The organism is Spirillospora sp. NPDC052269, assembly GCF_040679435.1.
GTDB lineage: Bacteria > Actinomycetota > Actinomycetes > Streptosporangiales > Streptosporangiaceae > Spirillospora.
Genome location: NZ_JBFAUU010000005.1, coordinates 342,068 through 363,857 on the forward strand (window position 1 = coordinate 342,068; position 21,790 = coordinate 363,857).

Genomic DNA, 21,790 nt, shown 5'->3' on the forward strand with positions numbered 1-21,790 from the left:
CGCGGTTCACCCCGGTCCGTGGTTCAACCTGGTCCGCGGTTCGACCCGGTCCGCGGTGCGGATCCGGGTCGCCGTCCGTCCGGTTCGTCGCACGGCCGGACGGTCGTTCGCCCGGACCGTCGTCCGCCAGATCGTCCCGAAGACGTTACATCGGCACGTGTCGGACTTCGACCTTATGTGTCGTCAGTTCTTCCAGTTCAGCGTGGTCTGCACTTCGACGCCGAGCTCCGTCGCGGTCAGGTTGACCGCGCCGGCGGCGCCGCCGGCCGCTCCGCCGCGCGCGTTGTAGGACTGCACGAACACGACGCTGCTGCCCTGCGAGTACGTCCGCGTCCAGCGCTCGGGGTTGCCGCGCAGCACCGGGATGCCGCTGCTCCTGGCCGGGCCGAGCAGCTTCGGCTCCGCGTGCAGGTTCACCGACCGGACGACCGTCCGCGCGTCCAGCGCGCTCTCGAACTTCGCGAGCGACACGACGGTCACGATCGTCCGGGACGGGTTGAGGTACACGCCCGACGCCATCCGCCCGGAGCACGGGTGCGTGCGCAGCGTCGTGAGCAGCCGCGTGTTCGCGCGCAGGATGCACGACTCGTAGCGGGTGCCCGCCTGCGTGAAGGTGGTGCCCCTCGCCGTCTTGATGGTCCGGGTCAGGACGCTCCACGGGTCGGTCGTCCCGCCACCGCCACCGCCACCGCCGGCGGCCGGGGAGGTCGGCCTGGTTCCACTCGGCGCGGAGGGCGCCGGAAGGACGGCCGTGTGCCTCTTCGGCTTGTCGTCACCGGACAGCAGGAAGAACGCGCCGATCCCGCCACCGATCAGGACCACGACGACGACCGCGATCACGATGAAGAGCACCGCGCTGCTTCCGTCGCCACTGTGCGGCGGGTGGGGCGGGGGGAATCCGGGTTGCCCGACGGGTCCGCCGGGAGGCCCCATCGGGGCGGCGGGCGGTGGTCCCATCGGCCCGCCGACCGAGCTCGGGGGGAACGGCTGCGGCCCGCCCATGGCCTGGTTCGGTGGGAATCCCGGCTGACCAGCGGGAGGCTGGCCGGGCCACTGAGGGTTCAATGCGCACTCCGGACGAGGTTGGGGTCACCGGGGCTGGCGGGGTTCGGCAAGAGTAACGGCAGTCTCCCGGCGTGTTCGTCCTGTTTTCGACGGACTGGAGGGGAAAACGGTGCCGTCCGAATTCCGGGAATTCCTGACGCGGGCGGGCCGGTCCCGGTCCGGGTGCCCTTCTGGACTTTCGCCCGACCACCGGTGGGACGCCCGGAAGGCCCGAGATCGTGCGATCTCCGGGCCCGCGTGCGGTGCGTTGGGCGACGGGAGTCTCGTAGGCTTGCCGATCGAGGGAAGGGAGGCAGGTGACCGACTCCAACTGGCAGCTGGCCGTATTGCGCGACCTCGGCGCGACTCAACGGGGCTTCGCCGACACCGCACCTGCCGAACCCCGTCCCGCCCCTGTTCAGGTCCCGGATCCGGCCGAGATCGCCGGCACCGCGCAGGTGCCCGCCCAGATCCCGCCGCAGGACCCGGCCACAGGGACGGGCGGATTCCCCGGTCTGCCCGGTCTCCCCGCGTCCGGCGAGCCCGCGACGTCCGCCGCGTCCGCGCCCGCGATGGGGTTCGAGCCGTCCGGAGGCGACGGGTTCGCGACCGGGAGCCGTCCCGTGCCCACGCCGCACGCCGACGCGCCCGTCGCGGGTCCCGCCGCGCAGGCCGTCCCCGACCTCGGCACCTCCACCGGCCCCGCGCCCGCTCTCGGCCCCGTGGCCACGCCGCACGCCGACGCGCCGGTCGCCGGTCCCGCCGCCGCGGATCTGGGCACCTCCACCGGTCCCGGGCCGACCCCCGGCCCGGACGCGCCGTGGGGCGCGCCGTCGTCCGCCGGCGACCAGCCGTCCACGGGCGGCGACGGGGCCACGAACTCCCAGCCTTCCGCGAGCGGCGGTACCGGTCAGTGGAGCGCCCCCCCGGCCTCCGGCGGCGGCGAGAACAAGAACGCCTCGGGCGACTCCGCACCCGACGCCAACGCCTGGAACGCGCCCGCCGACGGCGGCGCGACCCCCGACAACACCTGGGGCGCATCCAATACCGGCGCGAAGCCGGACAACACCTGGGGTGCACCCGAATCGGGCGCGAAGCCCGGCAACACCCGGGGTGCGCCCGACACGGGCGCGAAGCCGGACAACGCGTGGGGTGTGCCGGACACCGGTGCGAAGCCGGACAACGCTTGGGGCGTGCCGGACACCGGCGCGAAGCCCGACAACGCTTGGGGGGCACCCGAAGCGGGTGCGAACCCGGATAACTCGTGGGGTGCGCCAGCGAGTGGCGGCCAGCCGGACAACGCTTGGGGTGCGCCTGTCGGGGGTGACGGCGGCCAGGTCGCCGCGGCGTCCTCGGGCGGTGAGCAGAACGTGCAGGGGGACGCGTCGTGGGGCGCGCAGCCCGCGAACACCGGAGGCGGAACGCCCCCCGCGCAGGACGGGTTCCCCGGCATCGCGGCCCAGCAGAACCCCGAGCCCGCGCAGCCGCTCGGAGCCCCGCCCGCCCCGCCCGGCCCGGACGCGTCGTGGGGTCCGGCCGCGGGCGGCGAAGGCCCGTCCGGCTTCCCCGGCATCCAAGGCCCAGGCCAGCCCCCGGGCCCCGGACCCAACCCAGGCCCCGAGAACTTCTCGGCGCCGGGCTTCGAAGGCATGCCGGGCGGACCCGGGATGGAGGGCATGCCCGGCCCCGCCCTCGACCACACGATGGGCGGACGGCAGGGCGCGCAGGACGGGATGTCCGGCCAGCAGGGCCAGGGCGAGCCGCTGCTGCACGCGGACTTCGCGTGGGAGGCGGCGATCAACCCCGTCCTCGGCGGCGGGGGCGGCGAGCAGCAGGATGAGGCGCAGGACCAGGAGCAGGGGCAGGACGCGTGGCAGCAGCAGGCTGAGCAGTCCGCGCCGAATCCGCAGCAGCAGGCGGCGGCCGCCGGGCCGCACCCGGCGAGCGAGCTCGTCCGCAAGAACGTGCACGGCGACCGGATGGGCAAGCGGCTCGGGCGCGGGGTGCGGAAGGCGGTCGGCGGCGGGTCCGCGATGTCCGCGCAGCAGCAGGCCGCGTTCGCCGACCTGATGGCGCGTCCGGTGCCGAGCTTCCGGCAGATCGCGATCGCGAGCGTGCGCGGCGGCGCGGGCAAGACCACGATCTCCGCCCTGCTGGCCAGCGAGCTCGCCCGGCACCGCCAGGACCGGGTGGTCGCGATCGACGCGGACGCCGAGCTCGGTTCGCTGCCGCTGCGGCTCGGGATCGTCCCGCAGCTGTCGCTGTTCGAGCTGGCGCAGGCGAACCCGGCCACGTTCGACGAGGCGGCGCGGTTCATGTCCCAGACGCCCGAGGGGCTGTGGGTGCTGTCGTCCACGCGCGGCGGCCGGATGTCGCGGGAGTTCGACGTCCCGACGTTCCAGCGGGCGCTGAGCTCGGTGAGCCGGTTCGTCAGCGCGGCCGTGGTGGACTGCGGCGCGGGCATCCTGACCGGCGTCAACCAGGAGATCATCGCGCAGACGCACGCGCTGGTGCTGGTCACGCCGGGCACGGTGGACGGGGCGCTGAGCGCGCGCGGGGCGCTGGAGTGGTTCGCCAACAACGGAAGGCAGCACGTGTTCCAGCGCGCCGTGGTGGCCATGGTGTCGCACGCCCCGCAGATCAACGCCGACCTCGGCCGGGCGGAGGAGATGCTCACCCAGTGGGGGCTGCCCGTCGTGCACGTCCCCTACGACCGGCAGGTCGCGACCGGCGCGGCGCTCGACCTGGACAAGGTCGGCGGCGCCACCCGGCAGGCCGCCGCCAAGATCGTCTACCAGGCGTTCGCGCGCTCGCTCGGCATGCCGGGGGTGCAGTGATGAGCGTGGACTACGTGGCCCTCGCCCGGCGCCGTCCGGACGTGTTCGCGGTCGCGGACGGCCTGGCCGCGATGGGCGAGCCGATCCACGTGCGGGGCGGCGAGAACGAGCCGCCGACCCGCCTGTTCGACGCCGCCGGACGCCTGCTGGTGTCGATCGAGGAGCCGGTCGAGGTGACCGTCGCCAGCGAGATCGCGCGGCTGCTCGGCGCCGAGTTCGCCGCCCGCGTCGGCGCGCCGGTCTGGTGGGTGGACGTGCGCGCCGTCGCCGACATCCCCGAGGCCGCCCGCGTCGCGCGCCGCTTCTCCGACGCGCTCGTCCACTGGGTGGGCGGGACGGTCTATCCGGAGGGCGAGTCCGACGGCCCGGCGCGCAGCTGGCGTGCCGAGGGCGCGTCCGGCGACGACGCGTCGTCGGTCCCCGGCGTCACCGGCTGACCGTTCCGGCCACCGCCCGCGCTGTTCGTCCGGACCGTCTGAAGGACGTGGCCGGAGGGTGTGATCTGTGTCGCGTCCCGCATGAGTGCGCAGGGTGCGGGTAGTTGCGGCCCGGGGTCGGATGTTGGACGAGGGCCGTCACGGATGTTCGTGACGGCCCTCGGCACGTCCGCCCACCGGGCCGTCTTCAGCGGCGGTCGAGAGACGTGCGCAGGGTGGCGAGCAGTTGGTCGGCGCTGCGCAGGTCCTCCTGGAGGGCGCCCGTGGCGTTGCGGAGGCGGTCGCCGATCTGGGCGCGTTCGCGTTCACCGAAGACCGAGCCGTCCGCCGCGAGGAGTTCGGCGGCGCGGGCGCGTCCGGCCTCTTCGGCCTCGGCGCGGGCACGGCGGATCAGGGCGAGCAGCGTCGCGGAGAGGTCGGCGGCGGGCATCCGCATGGCGCGCGGGTCGATGTCCAGCGCGCGGACGCCCTCGTCGGCCGAGTACTCGACGCGCACCCGCCCGTCCTCGGACGCGGCGGACGCGACCGCCCCCGCGTTCGCCTCGTACACCTCGCGGACGCCCGCGAACAGCCGGTCGGCGTCCGCCGCGAGCGCCTGCGGGTCGAAGCCGAGGATGCGCTTGAGATCGTCCATCGAGGTTCACTCCCAGGGGTACTTGTAGGAGCCGTCCGCCTTCTGGCCCGGGGTGAGGCCGCCGGTGACGGTCTGGCCGCCGGTGCGGACGTCGTTGACGCCCTTCGCCCCGGCTGCTTGCGGAAGGCCGGGCGGCAGGGACGTCCCGGCGCGGTCGCCCGCGATACGTCCCGGCACACCCTCTTCGGGGAACTTGCCGCCGAGGCCCCAGGCCGTCGCGTCGCGCTCGATCCGGTTGGCGGTGCCCCAGACGAGCAGCGGGCCCTGCGCGATCGTGCCGTCGATGAAGTCCTGGAGGCCGCTGAAGTCGCCCTGCACCGCGCCGACGAACACGTCCCCGGCGACGAGCGCGCCGAGGACGCCCGCGCAGGCGTGCAGCGTGGTGTTGAGGGCGCCCTCGACCTCCTTCAGCGTCGCGTTCATCTCGATGATCGCGTTGAGCGCGGCGATCCGGGCGAACGCGGCGCTCAGCGGGAAGACCGTCGCGACCGCGACCCAGGCGGCGAGCGCGACGAGCACGGCGGCGAGCAGCGCCATGAACAGGATCACGGCCATGGTGAGCAGCGCGGTCAGGAACAGCACGCTCGCGACCGCGACCGCGCGGATCTCGACGCTCAGCAGTTCCCGCAGGTAGCGGTCCATGCGCTCGTCGAACGCGCGGCCGTCCTCGCTGTGCCAGGCGTCGCCGCGCGTGACGTCCTTGACGGTCTTCTCGACGTCGGCGCGGGCCTGCCGCATGTCCTGGGCGACCCTGGTCCAGGCCATGCCGCCGTCCCAGAACGCCTGCGGGTCGTACTGGTGCATGTAGAAGGACGGCACGAGCGGCCACGCGGCGGGCAGCCCGAGCGCGGACAGCGCCAGCGCCGCGCCCGTCGCGGCCTCCAGGCTGTACCGCGCGACGTCCGCGCCCGCGCCGAGGACGGCGGTCACCGCGTCACCGCCATCGCACCGTGTTCCGTTCCTCGGCGGCCTTCCACGACTCGGCGTTCAGCCGGACGCCCTCGTGGATCTGGACGGTCTCCTCGGCCTTGTGCCTCAGCTGCCGGATCGTGAACGCCTCGACCTCGTTGTAGGCGAGGGCGAGCGAGTAGGTGAACGAGGTGAAGGACGCCTCGGAGACCGTGAGCCCGACGAGCCGTCCGGACGCCTTGGCGACCGGTTCGGCCGCCTCGGGCAGCCTGCGGGCGAGGTCGGCCAGGCGGTCGTGCTCGATCCGGACCTCTTCGGGTGAGGCGGGAGGAGGCGGCTGGAACGGGCTTCCAGGCGGCCAGGGCGAACTCCCAGGCGGCCAGGGCGAACGTCCGGGCGGCAATGGAGAACGTCCGGGCGGCGGGTTCCGTGGTGGAGTGGTTCCGCCACCACCGCCCGAGGTGTTGATGATGTCGGCGATGCGGTTCACGCCGTCCATTCAAGATCGCCCGCGCGGCCGCGCGAAGACCTCTTCACGGGACCTTGACACCGTCCCCCGGGGCTTTCTCGCCCTTTTTACGCGTGCGGGGTCTGGAGGTGCTGGAGGAGGCGGCGGTGGCGCTGCCAGCCTTCGGGGGAGCGGCCGTCACCGAGCGCGAACAGGGTCATCGGGGCGCGCGGCGGGCCGACCTGCTGGCCGGGGATGCCCTGCGGCGACTGGACGGCCCCGGCGACGGCCAGCGCGACGGGCGAGGCGGTGCCGGTCCAGCGGGGCTCGGTGGTGAGGTCGGCGCGTCCGGGGGTGAGCTGGACCAGCAGGGACGCGACGGGACGGTCGGCCGCGACGGCGCCGATCAGCTGGGGCAGGTGCGCGAGGGGCGGCGGGTCCTGCGGGGCGTAGCCGACGGTGACCGTGGTCGCCTCGTTCACCGCGCCGCCGCCCGCTCCGGTGAACGAGCAGACCGCCTGCGCGGGGCGCGGGCCGTCCCCGGCGACGACGACGCGCGCCGACTCCCGGTTGCGGACGTGCTCGGTGAACCGGTCCGGACGCCAGGGCTCGGCGACCGGCTCGGCGGTGCCCCAGCCGAGCGGCGACTTGCCGGTGAGCAGCTGCAGCATGCGCTCGACGGTGCCGCCGACCTCGGGGTCGGCCGCGCCGTGCCGGACCCGGTAGGTCAGCCCGAGCTGCGCGCCGACCGGACCGGCCGGACGGGAGGTGAAGCCGGGCGCGTAGTCGCGCGCGTCCGGGACGGGCTCGAAGGCCGCGCCGTTCCAGCGCATCGGACGTCCGCTGAGGCCCTCGTAGTAGGCGTCCCCGTCGCGGACGACCCAGTGCGGGCCGGAAGCGGCCGCGCCGAGCCGCAGCGGCAGCGTGATCCGGGACTGCGGAGGCGTGACGAGCTGGACCGCGCGCCCGGATCCGGCGGCGTCGGCGAGCGCGTCGACCAGCCAGGCCGAGAGCGGTACCACGGGCCGGTCCTGGAGGACGATCATCGCCCGTTCGGTCAGTGCGTCCACGGTGCTCATCGTTCGCGCAGTCTAATCCCGCCGGGGCACCGTGCCGTGCGGCGGATACGGGTGCGTCCGCGGGACGGGACGAATTTCCCGTGATTCGAGGGATGAAAGTCGAAGATGTGCTGAAATGTCCGCGATGTCGGAGGAGAGCCGCGCCCGCCCGGGGACGCACGCGCCGCCACCCGCGCGGACCGGGACGCACACCCTGCCGCCCGTGCGGATGTCGTCGCAGGGGTCTCCGTCCTCCCGTCCGGAGACACAGGCGTCCGCCCACCCGGGTGCGCAAGCGCACGCGTCCGCCCACCCGGGGGCCCAGGCACAGGCGTCGTCGCGGTCGGTGTTCGAGAGCGCGCCTCCGGCTGAGGAGCCGCCGCCGCCCGCGCGGACGGGACGGGCGTGGCGGGTGCTGGGCGTCCTGTCGGTGATCATGTCGGTCGTGCTGGTCGCCGGGAGCATCACCGCGTACATGCTGTGGCGCCGGATCGACGGCCAGATCGGGCGCGAGGACGTCACCGCGCAGTTGCCGCAGCACCGTCCGCCCAAGCTGAACGACGCGATGAACATCCTGCTCATCGGCTCGGACTCGCGGATGGGCGCGAACGCCCGGTACGGGGCGGAGGTCGGCGAGCGGTCCGACACCACGATCCTGCTGCACTTCTCCCCGGGCGGGGACCAGGCCCTCGGCATCAGCTTCCCGCGCGACTCGATGGTCCGGATCCCCGACTGCAAGCGCAGGAACGGGTCGGTGATCCCCGGCCGCCTGGACATGATCAACTCCGCGTTCGCGCTGGGCGGGGCCCCCTGCACCTGGGCCACGATCGAGTCGCTGACGAGGATCCACATCGACCATTTCGTGAAGGTCGACTTCACCGGCTTCAAACGGGTCGTGGACGCCCTCGGCGGCGTCGAGATCTGCGTCCCGCGCCGCATCGACGACCCGAAGGCCGAACTGCACCTGCGCCGGGGACGCCAGATCGTCCACGGCGACCAGGCCCTCGGCTACGTCCGCACCCGGTACGTCCTCGGGGACGGTTCGGACCTCGGCCGCATCCGGCGCCAGCAGCAGTTCATGGCCTCGGTGGTCAAGAAGGCCACCGACAAGGGCATGCTCAAGGACCCGGGCAAGGTCTTCGCGTTCCTCTCCGCGGTCGCGCGGTCCATCAAGGTGGACCGGGAGTTCACCATGCAGGCGATGGAGAAGTCCGCGAGCGGCCTGCGCGGGATGAGCGCGGGCAAGGTCCGCTTCGTGACCGTCCCGGTCGAGGCGTACCCGGCCGACAAGAACCGCGTCCAGTTCAACACGGCCCAGGCCGAACCGCTCTTCCAGGCGATCCGCAGCGACAACGCTCCGCCCCCGGCCGCCCCCGGACCGGGAGGCCCCGGCGGCGGTCCGCCGAAGAAGCCCGTCACGCCCGCCGACGTCAAGGTCACCATCCTGAACGCGACGAGCGAGGAGGGCCTCGCCGGACGCGTCGGCGACCGCCTCAAGGCCCGCGGGTTCCAGATCGTCAAGACCGGGACGAAGAAGAGCGGCTCGCACTCGAAGACCGAGATCGTGTTCGGGCTGGGCGCGCGGGAGCAGGCGGCGGCCCTCGCCGCGGTGCTCCCCGGCCATCCGCCGAGGCGGGACCTGAACCTGAAGCCCGGCACGGTCTACCTGGTCATCGGCACGGACGGCGCGACCGTCGGCCCGTCCGTCCGGCGCCCCGTCCCGAAGATCGCCGGTGAGATCCGCGCCGACCGCGACGTCTGCCGCCAGCAGTGACCCCGCGTCCGGGCGGACGCCGAAGGAGAGAGCGCCGAAAGACATCGACGCTTGTCGCTGACTCTGAAAGTTCACTGCCAGATCTGACCTGTATGACGGATTAGCGGTATCTTGTGCCCCGCGCCCCAGCATCCGTTCACCCCGCCTCGAGAGTCATGCAAGACGAACCTTTTTGTTTGCTCATGACCGTGTACGGCGGCGACCACCCGGACTATCTCCGGGATGCGTTCCGTAGTGCGGTGCACGACCAGACCCTGCGTCCGGACCAGGTCGTGCTCGTGCAGGACGGCCCCGTGTCGCCCGAACTAGAGGCACGTATCGACGAACTGGTCGCGGCCGCCCCGGTCGAGGTCACGTTCATGAAGACCGACGACAACCGCGGGCTCGGGCCCGCGCTCGACCTCGGGCTGTCGGCCTGCCGGCACGACATCGTCGCGCGCATGGACGCCGACGACGTCGCGATGCCGCACCGCTTCGCCGTGCAGGTCCCGATCGTCCGGGACGGGGCGGACCTGGTCGGCGCGGGACTGCTGGAGTTCGGAGCCGACCTGGACGACGTCGTCGGCCTCCGCACCCCGCCGAGCGACCCGTCCGACATCGCCCGGTACGCCCGGCTGCACGACCCGTTCAACCATCCGACCGTGGTGTACCGGCGCAGCGCCGTGGACGCGGCGGGCGGCTACGGGGACCTGCCGCTGATGGAGGACTACTGGCTGTTCGTCCGCATGATCGCGGGCGGCGCGCGGGCGGTGAACGTGCCCGAGCCGCTGGTCTACTACCGCGTCGGGGACGGCGCGTACGAGCGCCGCGGCGGCCGCGACCTGCTCCGCTCCGAGCTGCGGCTCCAGCGCGAGATGTTCCGCGCCGGGCACCTCACCCGATCCCAGTACCTCCGGAACCTGGTCGTGCGCGGCGGCTACCGGTTCGTCCCGACCAGTATTCGCCGCCCCGTGTACCGCCTGGTGGTCGCTCCATACGGCGCGCGCCGCAACCGCGCCCGCGACCAGGTCGCCGAGCCGCCGGTGGAGATGTCGCCGGACGTCTCCGCGCCCAACGAGATCCGTCCTGACACCGCGGTCTGACCACGGGTTCGAACACGAAAGAGGCCACGCAGGGAGGAAATCCCCGGCGTGGCCTCTTCGCATAACGGATCAGGGGACGGGACGGGTCCAGAGGACGGGCAGGTCGCCCTTGCCGCTTACCGAGCGTCCGACACCGAGGAGCTTGTCGCCCAGCGGCGCGAGGCCCGTGACGCGCTGGTCGCCCTCGTCGCCGAGGCCCGCGCCCTTCTGCAGGGCCGCAGTCCAGGACGAGCCGTCCGCCGAGGTCAGCGAGAGGACGTCGACGCCGCCGTCGCGGGTGACGGCCGCGGTCGCGGCGAAGCCCTTGGGCGTCGCCGTCAGCGCGGTCACGACCGCCTGGTCCGCGCCGCCCGGCGTGGGCAGCGGCTTCCAGGTCTTGCCGCCGTCCGCCGAGACGTAGCCGAGCCAGCCGAGCCCCTGCGGGGTCGCCGCGAGGCCGGTCGCGACCAGGGTGGAGCCCTTGGCCGCCACCTGGGTCAGGTGCCCCTCCTTGACGCCGCCCGGCAGCGGGAGCTGCTCGAGCCTCCACTGGCGGCCGTCCGCGGAGTTCCACACGGCGGGACGGTTACCCTCCTTGCCCCGGACGCCGCCGACCGTCGCGTAGCCGAACGAGCCGCCCGCGACGTCGAGCGCCCAGCGGGTGTCCCGGTCGGCGGCGAGGCCGTCGTGGCCGGAGCCGCGTCCGCGCTCCCAGCCCTGCAGGTCCTTGGAGAACCAGGCCGCGGCCGACGGGCCCTCGGCCCCGATGACCACGTACCCGGCGGGTCCCGCGGCGGCGGCGACGGTCGACGGCGCCGCCGCGCCGGTGCCGCGGAACGCGGCGGCCGTGTCGGCGGCCCGCCAGGTGGCGCCGTCGGACGAGGTGACCACCAGCGCGTGGCCCTGGTCGGAGCCGACCGCCAGCCAGCCCGCGGTCCCACCGGTCACCGCGGTGAGCCGCTGCGCGCCGGGCCGGGTGAACGCCGCGCCGAGGCCCTGCGCGAGCTTCCAGGCCGAGCCGTCGGACGACGTCCAGGCCGCGGCGTCGCCGCCGGTGCTGCCGACCGCGACCGCGTGCCCGTTCGCCGCGCCGACGCCGACCACGGTGTGGTCGCGGCGGACGGCGCCGGGGACCTTGGCGAGGTCGAGCGGGTCGCCCGCGCCGCCGGCGTCCCAGCCCGCGAGCAGGCCGTTGACGTCGCCGCTGCCGGGCTGCTCGCCGACCACGACGGTCCGGCCGTCCGCGGCCGCGGCGTCCGCCACCTTCTGCCCCGGACGGACCGGCAGGCTGCCCGCGTCATGCCAGGAGCCGCCGTCGTTGCTGCGCGCGATGAGCAGGTCGTTGCCGCGCTGGACCAGCGCGGCGTAGCCGCCGCCGTCCGCCAGCAGGCGCTGGGTGCCGCGGTAGCCGCTCGGGGTGAGCCGTCCGGCCTGCTTCCAGGACGAGCCGTCCTTGGAGGTGAACGCTTGGCCGAACTGCCGGTTGCCTTGCTTGAGCTCGCGGACGGCCACGAACCCGGCCCCGCCGCCACCGATCATCAGGCCGCGCGAGCCTTTCGGCGCCGGGATCTCCGAGCCGGACCAGCTGCGGCCCGCGTCGGTGGAGCGCCAGGCGAGCCGGAACGGCGCGGCCTTCCGGTTGTCCGGCGTGACGGTCGCCTCCAGCAGCATCGCCGAGCCGCTCGCGGCGGCCTCGGTGAGCTGCACCCTGCCCTTGCGCGAGCCGAGCCCGATCTGCTGGAGGTCGCGGCGGGCCTCCCACGCGTTGCCGTCGCCGGACAGCCACACCGTCGGGACGGCGTCGGAGTAGTCGCCCTTCGCGGACGTCTCGCCGATCGCGGCGAAGCCGCTGTCGGTCGCGATGAGCCGCCGGATCCGCGCGTTCGGCCCGAACGCCTCGCCCACGGCGTCCGGCCGCCGCTGCCAGGACCTGCCGTCGCCGCTCGTCCAGACCAGGCCGCCACCGCCCTGCCGGGAGCCGATCGCGACCCAGCCGTGCGCGGAGCCCGCCACGGCCTTCGGCGCCTCGCCCTGCCCGGACGAGCCGTCCTCGGGGCCGCGCACCGTCGCGGCCGTGAACGACTTCCCGCCGTTCTGGGAGACGAGGAACATGCCGCGCGTGTCCTGCGCGTCGCTCTCGCCGCCGATCGCGACGACGGTCGTGCCGACCGCGGCGACACCGGCGAGCTGCTGGTCGCGTCCGTCGGACGGGAGGTTGGCGGGCAGCGGGAACAGCGCGTCGTCGGCCTTCGCGCCCGCCGGGGAGTCGCTGCCGCCGCCACCGCGCAGCTGCGTCACCGCGAAGACACCGCCACCGGCGATCGCCACCACGGCGAGGCCCACACCGCCGAAGATCAGCGCCTTGCGTCCGCCGCCACCGCCGCCGCTCTTGGGCTGCTTGGGTTGCTTGGTCTTCTTCGGATTCTTGCCCTTGCCCTTGCCCGCGTCCTGGGTGTTCAGCCAGGGCTCGTTGAACTGCGGCGCGTTCTGCTGTGGGATGTCGAGACGGGTGCCCTCGCCCTGCTGCGGGACGTCGAAGCGGGTTCCTTCGACGCGCGTCGCGTTCGCCGGGGGACCGGACGCCAGCGCGCCCGGCGCGGGCGTCGTCTGACCGGGGATCTCCTGCGCCCACGGGAACGGCTCGGCCGCGGGCGGCTTCTTGTCCGGGATCTCCTGCGCGAACGGGAAGGGCTCGGCGACGGTCGGCGGAGCGGCCGGGATCTCCTGCGCGTAGGGGAACGGCTCAGGACCGGACGACTGCGGCGTCTGCGACGTCTGGGTGACGTCCCGCGCGGGCGGCGTGGGCGGCATCTCCTGCGCGTACGGGAAAGGCTGCGCCTGGGGAACCTGCTGCGCGTACGGGAACGGGTCCGACGACGGCGACGAGGACGACGGCGACTGCGGCGGCTGCGGTGGCCCGGCGGGTGGCTGGGCAGCCGGGGGCCCGGGCAGGTCGGGAAGCGCCGGGAGGTCGGGGAGCAGCCCGGCGTCCGGACCCGCGCCGAACGGATCCGCCTGCCACTGGGGAGGCGGCGGCGGGGGAGCGGACTCGTCGTGCGTTCCGTCCCCGTCCGAGTGGTTCGGAGTGGTGGGTGGTGTCACGCCCGTCTCCCCTGGTCGCCTGCGTTCGGCCGTTTTCGCCCCCGGATCATATCCGGGCGTTCGGGACGTCTCATCTGCGCCGGACCGCGGTCCGGCGGCGCGGCCGGTCAGCGCGTCCGGTCGGCGGTCGCGCAGGTCGGACCGGAGCAGCGGACGAGCGCGTACAGCAGCGCCGAAAGCGCCCGCGCGCGCGGCTCCGGCAGCGTCTTGGCGAGGTTGTTCAGGTTGTCCGGATCCTTGGTGAGGTCGTAGAACTCCTTCTCGCCCGTGTCGTACTCGACGTACAGCTCACCGGGCAGGCGGAGCGCGTTGTAGCTGGGCGGAGCGCCGGGCGCTGAGTCCTGGCGGTCGGGGTCCTCCGCGGAGGGCGCGGGTTTGACGTGCTCGATCAGCGCCACGTCCCGCCAGCCGGACGGCTGCTGCCCGCGCAGGAACGGAACCAGCGACCGCCCGTCGACGCCGCTCGGCACCGGCAGTCCGGCGAGTTCGAGGAAGGTCGGCGCGAAGTCGGTGTTCTGCCCGAGCGCGTCGGTCCCGCGGCCCGCCGGGACGCCCGGCCCGGTCACGACGAGCGGCACCTGGACGTCGCTGTCGTACGGCGTCATCTTGCCGCCCGCGAGCCGGTGCTGCCCGAGGTGGAAGCCGTTGTCGGACCCGAACATGACGTAGGTGTCGCGGTCGCGGCCGACTTCGGCCAGGGTCCTCTGGAGGCGGCCGATCATCTCGTCCACGGCCTGGACCATGCGGGCCCGGTCGCGGAAGCCGTTGTCCACCCCGCGCAGGCCCGGCCTGCGCAGCTTGGGATGGGACCGCAGCCAGCCCGGCTTGTCCGAGACGTCCGCCTCGTTGAAGGACGGCGTCCGGGGCGCCATCAGGTTCGGGAACAGGCCGGTGTGCCGGGGGGCGGGCACGAACGGCCCGTGCGGCGCGAAGCTGGCGATCTCCAGGAAGAAGGGCCGCTTGTCCTTCGCGGAGCGCTTGACGAAGTCGACGCCCTTCCCCGCGATGACGTCGGTCAGGTAGTCCTGCGGCTGGTGCCCGTACTGGACGAGCTTCCCGTTCTCGTTGAGCCGGTAGTCGTACTCGGGGTAGCCGTTGCCCGCGACGGCCCACTCGTCCCAGCCCGGCGGGACGTACGGGGTCGCGCCGCCCTGCGTGTCACCCGGCAGGTAGCCGTTGAGGTACTTGCCCATCATGCCGGTCCGGTACCCGGCGGCGTGCAGGGCCGGGGCGAACGAGAGCTTCTCGTCGCCGCGCGCCTTGAACACCCCGTAGCCGCCCAGCGGCGGGAAGTTGGTGCGGACGCCGGTGTTGTGCGGGTACCGCCCGGTGAAGATCGAGGCGCGGGACGAGCAGCACAGGGAGTCGGCGACGAAGAACTTCGTGAACGTCAGTCCCTGCTGTCGCATCTGGACGACGTTCTTCATGTACTGGACGAGATCCCAGGACAGATCGTCGGTCAGCACGAAGATGACGTTCGGCTTCCCCGAACCGGCCTTCCCGTGCCCCGGGGGCTTGTGCCCGCCTCCGCCCCCGCATGCGGTCAGCGCGAGCAGCAGTGCGGTGAGCACGGCTGCCGGGGCCGACGCGAGGCGGGAGCGACGGCTCGGCACGGACGTTCTCCGTCGGTGCACGAGTCCTGTCTCCTCTCGTGGGCAACGGTTGGCAACTGTACCGATCTCGATCAGTCCGTGCGCGTACGTACCGCTATGACGGCAGGTCATCGGTTGTTTGGCATGATGGCGGACCGTTGGAGGGGAGGTTCGGTGGACCTGCGCACGAGCGGATGGACGAGCGGTCACGGCGCGATGCCGCCCGGCCGCGGTCCGCGGCGCGGATCGCTGCCCGGCCGGCTGGACCGTGCCCTGCGGCGCCTTCCGCCGCGGATGCGGCCGGGCGGTCCCCTCCTGCCGCTCGTCGCCGGAGCCCTGGTCAGCCTGCTGGTCATGGGGATCGGGCTGGCGGTCGGGACGGACGGCGGTGCCCCGCACAAGAAGAGGCACCGCCCGGAGGCCGTCCCCCCGAGCCCGGCGGGTACCCCCACCCCGCTTCACGCGCCCGGCTACGCCCCGGACAAGCCGGTCGTCGATCCGGGCTTCGCCGACCCCGACGTGATCAAGGTGGCGGGCGTCTACTACGCCTACGGCACCAACGACGGCGCGGCGACGCTGCCGGTCGCGACCGCCCCGTCCCCGACCGGCCCGTGGACGCGCCGTCCCGGCGACGGTCTCGCCCGGCTGCCCGCCTGGGCCTCGACCGGCCGGACGTGGGCGCCGGAGGTAGTCGAGCCGACCGGCCCCGGGCAGCCCTTCGTGCTGTACTTCTCCGCCCGCCGCCGGGACCGGGACGTCCAGTGCGTCGGCGCCGCCACCGCGATCTCGCCCGCCGGGCCGTTCGTCCCGGTGGACGGCGACCCGGTCGTCTGCCCGGCCGATCTCGGCGGCGCGATCGACCCCGCGCACCACGTCGAGCCGGACGGCACGCGCTACCTGCTCTACAAGTCCGACGGGCGGGCGACGTCGGCGATCTGGGTGGTCAAGCTCGACCCGGACGGCCTGCACACCGCGGGCGAGCCGCCGCACCGGCTGATCGCGCGCGACCCGTCCGACCCGATCCTCGTCGAGGCGCCGGCACTGGTGCGGCACGGCGGGCAGTACGTGCTGTTCTACTCGTCCGGCTGGTACTACACCTCCGGCTACCAGACCCGGTACGCGGTCGCTCCGTCCCTGTTCGGGCCGTACCGGAAGGCACCCGGGACCCTGCTGTCCACGGGCGGGTTCGGCGGGACGGTCCAGGGGCCGGGCAGCGTGTCGGTGCTGTCGTCGAGCGACGGCGCCGACGACTACCTCGTCTACCACGGCATCCGGCAGTACCTCGGCGGGTCGCGGGTGAGCCGCGCGATGTACGTCGGGGCGCTCGGCTGGGACGGCGCGCGCCCGGTCGTCCGCGGCCCGGCCGTCCGGTACGAGGCCGAGCGCGGACGGCTGAACGGGTGCGTGCAGGTCCAGCGCCGCGAGCGGGCGTCCGGGGCGGCGGCCGTCGGGCCGTTCGACCGGGACGGCTGCGCGCTGGAGATCCCGGTGTTCGCGCCGGAGACCGGCCGCTACAAGGTCCGCGTGCAGTACGCCGACTGGGCGAAGGACGAGGCCCGGCTCGAGCTCACCGTCAACGGCGCGTCCCCGAAACAGGTCCGGATGTCCCCGACCCGGACGGGTGTCTGGTCTTCCGTGACGCTCGACGCCGATCTGGGCAACGGGTGGAACTCCTTGGCGCTGCGCCGTGTTTCCGGACGCACGCAGGTCGACTTCGTGGAGGTGCGGTGACGGCGGGGACGCGCTCGTAGAGGGCGAGCCACCCGCCGCGGTAGCGCCACATCCCGAGGGTCCTCCACGGCCCGGCCTTGGCGATCACCCCGTGCCGCCGCGCCACGGCGTCCCCCGGCCGGACGGGCACCGACCGGCTGCCCATCACCCACACCCGGTCCGCCTTCAGCAGCTCCGGGCGCAGCGCGACCGGCTCCTTGTCCCGGCCGGTGAAGTTCCCCGCCCGCACGGGGTCCACGGCCTGGCCGAGGTCGCGCAGGCGGCCGAACGCCCCCGGGTAGGCCGACGCGTCCCAGCGGACCACGCCCGCGAGGTAGACGATCGCGTCGCCCCGGCGGCCGTGCTCCTGGACGATCCGCGCCGCCGCGCGCAGGTCGTCCGGCCGCGAGTCCTGCTCGCGGATGCCGGCCTGCGCCGGGACGGTCAGCGTCGCGAGCAGCACGACGGCCGCCGCGAACGTGGTCGCCCCGGTGGCGCGTCCCGAGGTGCGCAGTCCGGCCCGCCAGAGCCGGGCCAGGCCCGCGCCGACCAGGAGCGCGAGCGCCGGAAGCGAGAAGAACACGTAGCGGAAGATGAACACCGGCTGTTCGGCGGTGGACCACGAGAGCAGGACCAGCGAGGGGAGCAGCAGCCACGGCGCCGCGAGGGCGGTGAGCGAGGCGGCGCCCTCGCGCCGCCAGGCGATCAGGGCGCCGAGCAGCGCCAGCCCCAGCACGGGGACGACCAGCCGGGCGTCCCCCGCGAAGAACTTCACCAGCCGCCAGACCATCAGCTCGCCCGGCTTCGGCAGCCAGTCGATCTGCCGGTCCTGGCGGGACGCGGCCAGCGCGAAGGGCGCGAGCGCCGCTCCCGCCACGGCCGCGGCGAGCGTCCAGCGCCCCCAGAGGCCGCGCCTGGTCCTGCTGAACGCGAGCGTCACCAGGTGCGCCGGGACGAGCAGCAGCGCCTCCAGGTTGAGCAGCCCGAGCAGCGCGACCGCGAGGGCGTAGCCGGCGAACCAGGGCCAGCGGCGGCGCTTCTCCGGGCCGTCCTCTATGCCCCTGACCAGCAGGTATGAGGTGAGGACGGCGACCGCGCCGACCGTCGCGTACGAACGGGCCTCCTGCGCGTACCGCGTGACCGACACCAGCGACGCGTACACCAGCCCGGACGCCAGCCCCGCGGTCTTCCCGGCGCAGCGGCGGCCGAGGACGGTCACCCCGGCGGCGGCGAGCGCCGTCACCAGCGTGCTCGGCAGCCGCAGCGCGGTCTCGCCGGTGCCGAACACGTGCGCCCACGGCCAGAGCAGCAGGTAGTAGCAGGCGTGCACGAGGTCCATCTCGTGGAACACGCGGAGCAGGTCGGGCAGCGGGCGGTTCATGGCGCTCACCGTCGCGGCCTCGTCCAGCCAGTAGGACGGGCGGCCGAGCTCGAAGAGCGAGACGACCAGCGCGACCGCGGCGGCCGTCAGCGGCAGCGCGAAGCCCGGGACGCGGCGGCGGGGCCGCGTGTCCGGTTCGGGGGCCGCGTCCTCGGGCGGACGGTTGGTCAGGAGCACCCGCCGATCATCCCTTCGGCTTCTCGAACTCGTCCAGCCCGACGGTCGCCCCGGCCTCGCGGAGCACCGCCGCCGTCGGCGCGGGGCGCGAGAACAGGCCCGCCCGGACGCCGCTCCCCAGCCCGGCCCGCAGCGTCGCCCGGTCGCCGGACGCGGCGAACGTCCGCGACCAGCGGCGCAGCGTGGACCCGGCGTAGAGGACGCGCTCGACCGGGCCCAGCCCGGAGCTGCGCGTGAACAGCCAGAGCTTGTTGCGGACCTCCAGGTGGAACCGCGCCCCGGGGTCGGTCTCGGTGCCGCCGAACACCCGGGTCTTGTGGACGACGAGGCTCCCTGGGCAGAGCAGGCCGCGCCGTCCGCGCAGAATCCGGGTCGTGAACTCGAAGTCGTCGTTCCAGAGGAAGTAGTCCGCGACCGGCAGGCCGCGCTCGCGCACGGTCGCCGCGTCCACCAGGATGGACACGAACGACGCCGACCGGATCGGGACGCAGTCCGCGGCCTCCGCCCGGGCCCGCTCCGCGGCGGACGCCATCGGCTTCGGGCGCGGCGTGTTCATCGGGTGGTCGCGTCCGTCCGTCCAGACGACGCGGCTGGCCAGCAGGACGGGCGGACCGTCCGGGCCGGTCGCGGCCTCGCGCGCGTCGAGCAGCGCCGCGAGCGCGGACGGCTCGGGCACGGTGTCGTCGTCCAGCAGCCACAGCAGGCCGGGCCCGTGCGCGGCTTCGTCCGCGTCCGAGCCCGCGAGCGCGTGGGCGATCCCCGCGCCGAACCCGCCCGCGCCGCCGATGTTGCGGCGCAGCTCCACCAGCTCGGCCTCGGGGAACCGCTCGCGGACCAGCCCAGACGAGTCGTCCGGCGAGGCGTTGTTCACCACCACGACGCGGTCGGCCCGCCGGGTCTGCGCGCGCAGCGCCTCCAGCGCCTCGGCCAGCAGGTCCCGGCGGTCGTAGGTGACGACGACGGCCGTCACCCGCACCGCCGCCTCGTTCGTCCCGGTCATCGCGGACGCCTCGCGGCGGCGGCCCGCCGGGCGGCCCGCTGGAGGCCGGAGGTCGGGGCCGCGGCGGTCTCGACCAGGTGGTCCAGGCTGTCGCGGACGTCGGCGAGGCGGCCGCGCAGGTGCGCGAGGCCGACCCGCTGGCGGGCGTCGGCCAGCCGTTCCAGCAGCGTGGCCACGACCTCCAGGGACGCGGCGGCGATCACCTCGTCCGGCACGTCGTCCGGCTGGAGCGCGTCCGCCGGGGACGGCGCGACGGCCAGCTCGGCCAGGTCGCCGACGATCCGGTGGCCGCCCGACCGCAGGGCGCCGGTCAGCTCCTCGGTCCGGGCGGCCGCCCAGTCGTGGTGCCGCGCGGGCAGCCCCATCGGCGCGTCGCCGGTGCCGAGGCCCGCCTCCAGGTGCTCGCGGACGGCCCACTCGTAGTCGCCGCCGAGCGCCGGGCCGATCCGGACGTTCAGCCGCCGCAGCAGTTCGGCCCCGACCGCGGACAGCGGCGCGACGTCCTCGACCCCGCCGAGGTCGCACGCCCGCGGGTCGATGCCGGTGACCTCGCAGTACCGCTTCCACAGGACGTCCGGACCGGCCTCCGGCGCGGGCAGGGTGATCACGTGGATGTTCTCGCGCGGGACGACCCGCTCCCACGTCCCGAGGACGCGCAGCGGGTCGTGCAGGCCCCAGAACATCGGCCCGTACGGCTCGGGCGCGGCGGCGCCGAACTCGACCAGGTCGTCCACGAACCGGCCGAAGGGGACGGTGTGCGTGTGCCGGAGCTGCTCCTGCCAGTCGAGCACGAGCTGCGAGCCGAGGTCGCGGGTCGCGAACACCACGTGCACGTCGGCGGGCTCGAACGACGCGACCGCGCGCTTCGCCTGCTCCTCGGACACGCCGCCGAGCAGCTCCTGGGAGAACACGACGGTCCCGCCTCCGAACGCGCGGGCGCGGGCGGCGATCCGGTCCCACGCGCCGTCCCAGGCGGGGTCGCGATGGCCGCCCCAGGACATCTCCCGAAGGTCCATGACCGCGCCGAAGTGCTCCCGCGGCCCGGACACCGGGTACGACACCCCGGCGGCCCCCAGCCGGTTCCGGTTCGCCCACAGCGCGCGCTGCAGGAAGCCCGCCCCGGCCGCGGGCGCGCCGACGTGCAGGAACACGGACCTGTCGGATCGCTCGGGCATCTTCGCGGTCACCTCGGATCGTTCGGAGTGGCGGACTGGGACGGCTGCACGCCCTCACCGGACGTGTCGGACGCGTCGGACGCGTCGGACGCGTCGGACGGCTCGGGAGGCGGTGGGCGCAGCCGGTGGTAGGCGCGGCGGACGGCCGGGTTCCCCTTCACCGAGCGGGCAGCCCGCTCGGTGAACGGGGCGGTGTCGGCGATGATCCGGTGGATCTCGTCGTCCAACCGGTCGGTGTCCGCGGCCAGCTCGTCCAGCTGCTCGTCCGCGTCGAGCAGGCCGTCCGGCAGCTCGGCGAGGATCTGCTCCTCCTCGCGCAGCCGGTGCAGCAGGGCGGCGACCGCGTCGGCGGCGGAGTCGGCGATCTCGGCCCAGCGCTCCCGGTCGGGGTGCCCGCCGGACGCGTCGCGCACCGTCCCGGAGTAGGTCGGGATCAGCTCGTACAGGTCGCCGACCACGCGGTACCCGGCCGCGCGCAGCCCCTCCACCGCCTCGACGGACCGCTCCACCGCCCAAGGCATGTGCTCGACGGGCAGCCCGATCCGTCCGGACGGCCGCTGCGTCAGCACCTGCTGCGCGAGCCGGAGCTTGACCTCGTCGTTGTAGAGGTGCCAGTCCACGCGCTCCTCGACGGCCACGTTGAGCAGCCGCAGGAACTGCGTCTCGGCGAGGCCGAGGGACGGGTTGGCGAACACGGCCGACAGGTCGCAGGCGTCCGCCGGGATGCCGACGGCCTCGCTGAACCGGCGCCACAGCAGGTCGTGCGGCGCGCCCGGCCGGGGCAGCGTCACCACGTGCACGCGCTCGGGCGGCAGGTCGGCGGCCCAGCGGCCGAGCACGGCGACCGGGTCCTGGAGGCCCCAGAAGAGGCGGGCGACGTCGAAGGAGTCCCAGTCCGGCCGGGAGAGGGCGTCGACGAAGTCGCCGAACCCGGTCGTGAACCGGTTCTTGACGTCCTCCTGCCAGTGCGCCGGGATCTGCCGGGCCAGGTCGCGGACGGTGAACACGACGTGCACGTCGGCGAAGTCGAGGTCGGCGAGCGCCCGCCGGACGCGCCGGGGCGCGGCCGGGGCGAACAGCTCCTGGGAGATGACCGAGACGCCGGGCCAGTCGCGGATCTCGTCCACCAGCTCGGTCCAGGCGCCGTGGACCTCGGGGTCGGACGCGCCCGCGAAGAACGTCTTGCGCAGGTCGAACGCGGCGCGCACATGGGCGGGGAAGTCGCGTCCCGGGTACAGGATCCCGTGTCGCCGCAGCACTTCGCGGTTGTGCCAGAGGACGCCCTGGAGATAGGTCGTTCCACTCTTGGCCGCGCCCACATGCAGGTAGACCGCGGGCCGGGCGGGCGCCGCCGCGCCGCCGTCAGGGGTGCTGACCACCGTGATCTCCGCGAGTTTGCACCTGTGTCGACCGAACCGCGGGTATCTTAGCTCCGCATCTGTCCCTCTTTG

At 74.3% G+C, this 21,790-nt stretch carries 15 protein-coding genes and 1 pseudogene; 5 read left to right on the plus strand and 11 right to left on the minus strand.

The annotated features are described in order from the left end of the window. Nucleotides 1–183 precede the first annotated feature (183 nt). On the minus strand, nucleotides 184–852 hold the full coding sequence (locus AB0L06_RS13055; RefSeq protein ID WP_500231162.1) for a hypothetical protein: 669 nt from the start codon (nucleotides 850–852) through the stop codon (nucleotides 184–186). 509 nt (nucleotides 853–1,361) lie between these two features. Here AB0L06_RS13055 and AB0L06_RS13060 point away from each other — a divergent pair. After that, nucleotides 1,362–3,881 carry a nucleotide-binding protein gene (locus AB0L06_RS13060; RefSeq protein WP_500231163.1) on the plus strand — a complete coding sequence of 840 codons (2,520 nt, stop codon included), beginning with the start codon at nucleotides 1,362–1,364 and terminating at the stop codon, nucleotides 3,879–3,881. Next, nucleotides 3,881–4,318 (plus strand): hypothetical protein, encoded by a 438-nt coding sequence (locus tag AB0L06_RS13065; protein WP_500231164.1) that lies wholly within the window; start codon nucleotides 3,881–3,883, stop codon nucleotides 4,316–4,318. The genes AB0L06_RS13060 and AB0L06_RS13065 overlap by 1 nt, the downstream gene beginning before the upstream one ends. A gap of 187 nt (nucleotides 4,319–4,505) precedes the next feature. Here AB0L06_RS13065 and AB0L06_RS13070 read toward each other — a convergent pair whose 3' ends face one another. From AB0L06_RS13070 to AB0L06_RS13085, 4 genes are all read right to left on the minus strand, one after another. After that, entirely contained in the window at nucleotides 4,506–4,952 is a 447-nt protein-coding gene (locus AB0L06_RS13070; RefSeq protein WP_500231165.1) for a YbaB/EbfC family nucleoid-associated protein, read from the minus strand. Nucleotides 4,953–4,958: 6 nt separating this feature from the next. Beyond that, a complete protein-coding gene (locus AB0L06_RS13075) occupies nucleotides 4,959–5,882 on the minus strand; it encodes a hypothetical protein (RefSeq protein WP_500231166.1) in 924 nt (307 codons plus the stop codon). A 4-nt stretch (nucleotides 5,883–5,886) separates the two neighbouring features. Then, nucleotides 5,887–6,351 (minus strand): hypothetical protein, encoded by a 465-nt coding sequence (locus tag AB0L06_RS13080; RefSeq protein WP_500231167.1) that lies wholly within the window; start codon nucleotides 6,349–6,351, stop codon nucleotides 5,887–5,889. An 86-nt stretch (nucleotides 6,352–6,437) separates the two neighbouring features. Continuing rightward, entirely contained in the window at nucleotides 6,438–7,388 is a 951-nt protein-coding gene (locus AB0L06_RS13085; RefSeq protein ID WP_500231168.1) for a DUF6177 family protein, read from the minus strand. Between the two features lie 115 nt (nucleotides 7,389–7,503). On the opposite strand from AB0L06_RS13085, the gene AB0L06_RS13090 reads away from it, so the two are divergent. Then, the gene (locus tag AB0L06_RS13090) at nucleotides 7,504–9,141 is read left to right on the plus strand and encodes an LCP family protein (protein WP_500231169.1); all 1,638 of its coding nucleotides are present in this window, start codon (nucleotides 7,504–7,506) and stop codon (nucleotides 9,139–9,141) included. Nucleotides 9,142–9,323: 182 nt separating this feature from the next. Continuing rightward, nucleotides 9,324–10,223 (plus strand): glycosyltransferase, encoded by a 900-nt coding sequence (locus AB0L06_RS13095; RefSeq protein ID WP_500231170.1) that lies wholly within the window; start codon nucleotides 9,324–9,326, stop codon nucleotides 10,221–10,223. A 69-nt stretch (nucleotides 10,224–10,292) separates the two neighbouring features. Here the strand turns inward: AB0L06_RS13095 and AB0L06_RS13100 are convergent, their stop codons facing one another. Together AB0L06_RS13100 and AB0L06_RS13105 are read right to left on the minus strand one after the other, a co-directional pair. After that, nucleotides 10,293–13,304 carry a hypothetical protein gene (locus AB0L06_RS13100; RefSeq protein ID WP_500231171.1) on the minus strand — a complete coding sequence of 1,004 codons (3,012 nt, stop codon included), beginning with the start codon at nucleotides 13,302–13,304 and terminating at the stop codon, nucleotides 10,293–10,295. A gap of 107 nt (nucleotides 13,305–13,411) precedes the next feature. Further along, nucleotides 13,412–14,917: a sulfatase family protein gene (locus AB0L06_RS13105; RefSeq protein WP_500231172.1), complete on the minus strand. Its 1,506-nt coding sequence runs from the start codon at nucleotides 14,915–14,917 to the stop codon at nucleotides 13,412–13,414. A 153-nt stretch (nucleotides 14,918–15,070) separates the two neighbouring features. Between AB0L06_RS13105 and AB0L06_RS13110 the strand changes: the two genes are divergently transcribed. After that, the gene (locus AB0L06_RS13110) at nucleotides 15,071–16,627 is read left to right on the plus strand and encodes a family 43 glycosylhydrolase (RefSeq protein ID WP_500231173.1); all 1,557 of its coding nucleotides are present in this window, start codon (nucleotides 15,071–15,073) and stop codon (nucleotides 16,625–16,627) included. Between the two features lie 844 nt (nucleotides 16,628–17,471). On the opposite strand, the pseudogene AB0L06_RS13115 reads toward AB0L06_RS13110, so the two are convergent. The 4 genes and pseudogenes from AB0L06_RS13115 to AB0L06_RS13130 form a co-directional block, all read right to left on the minus strand. Then, nucleotides 17,472–17,987, minus strand: a pseudogene (locus AB0L06_RS13115) (glycosyltransferase family 39 protein); the annotation flags it as partial. A 184-nt stretch (nucleotides 17,988–18,171) separates the two neighbouring features. Continuing rightward, entirely contained in the window at nucleotides 18,172–19,164 is a 993-nt protein-coding gene (locus AB0L06_RS13120) for a glycosyltransferase (protein ID WP_500231174.1), read from the minus strand. Then, nucleotides 19,161–20,339 (minus strand): hypothetical protein, encoded by a 1,179-nt coding sequence (locus tag AB0L06_RS13125; RefSeq protein ID WP_500231175.1) that lies wholly within the window; start codon nucleotides 20,337–20,339, stop codon nucleotides 19,161–19,163. The genes AB0L06_RS13120 and AB0L06_RS13125 overlap by 4 nt, the downstream gene beginning before the upstream one ends. An 8-nt stretch (nucleotides 20,340–20,347) precedes the next feature. Further along, nucleotides 20,348–21,718, minus strand: coding sequence for a hypothetical protein (locus tag AB0L06_RS13130; protein ID WP_500231176.1), 1,371 nt, complete (start codon nucleotides 21,716–21,718; stop codon nucleotides 20,348–20,350). Nucleotides 21,719–21,790 lie beyond the last annotated feature (72 nt).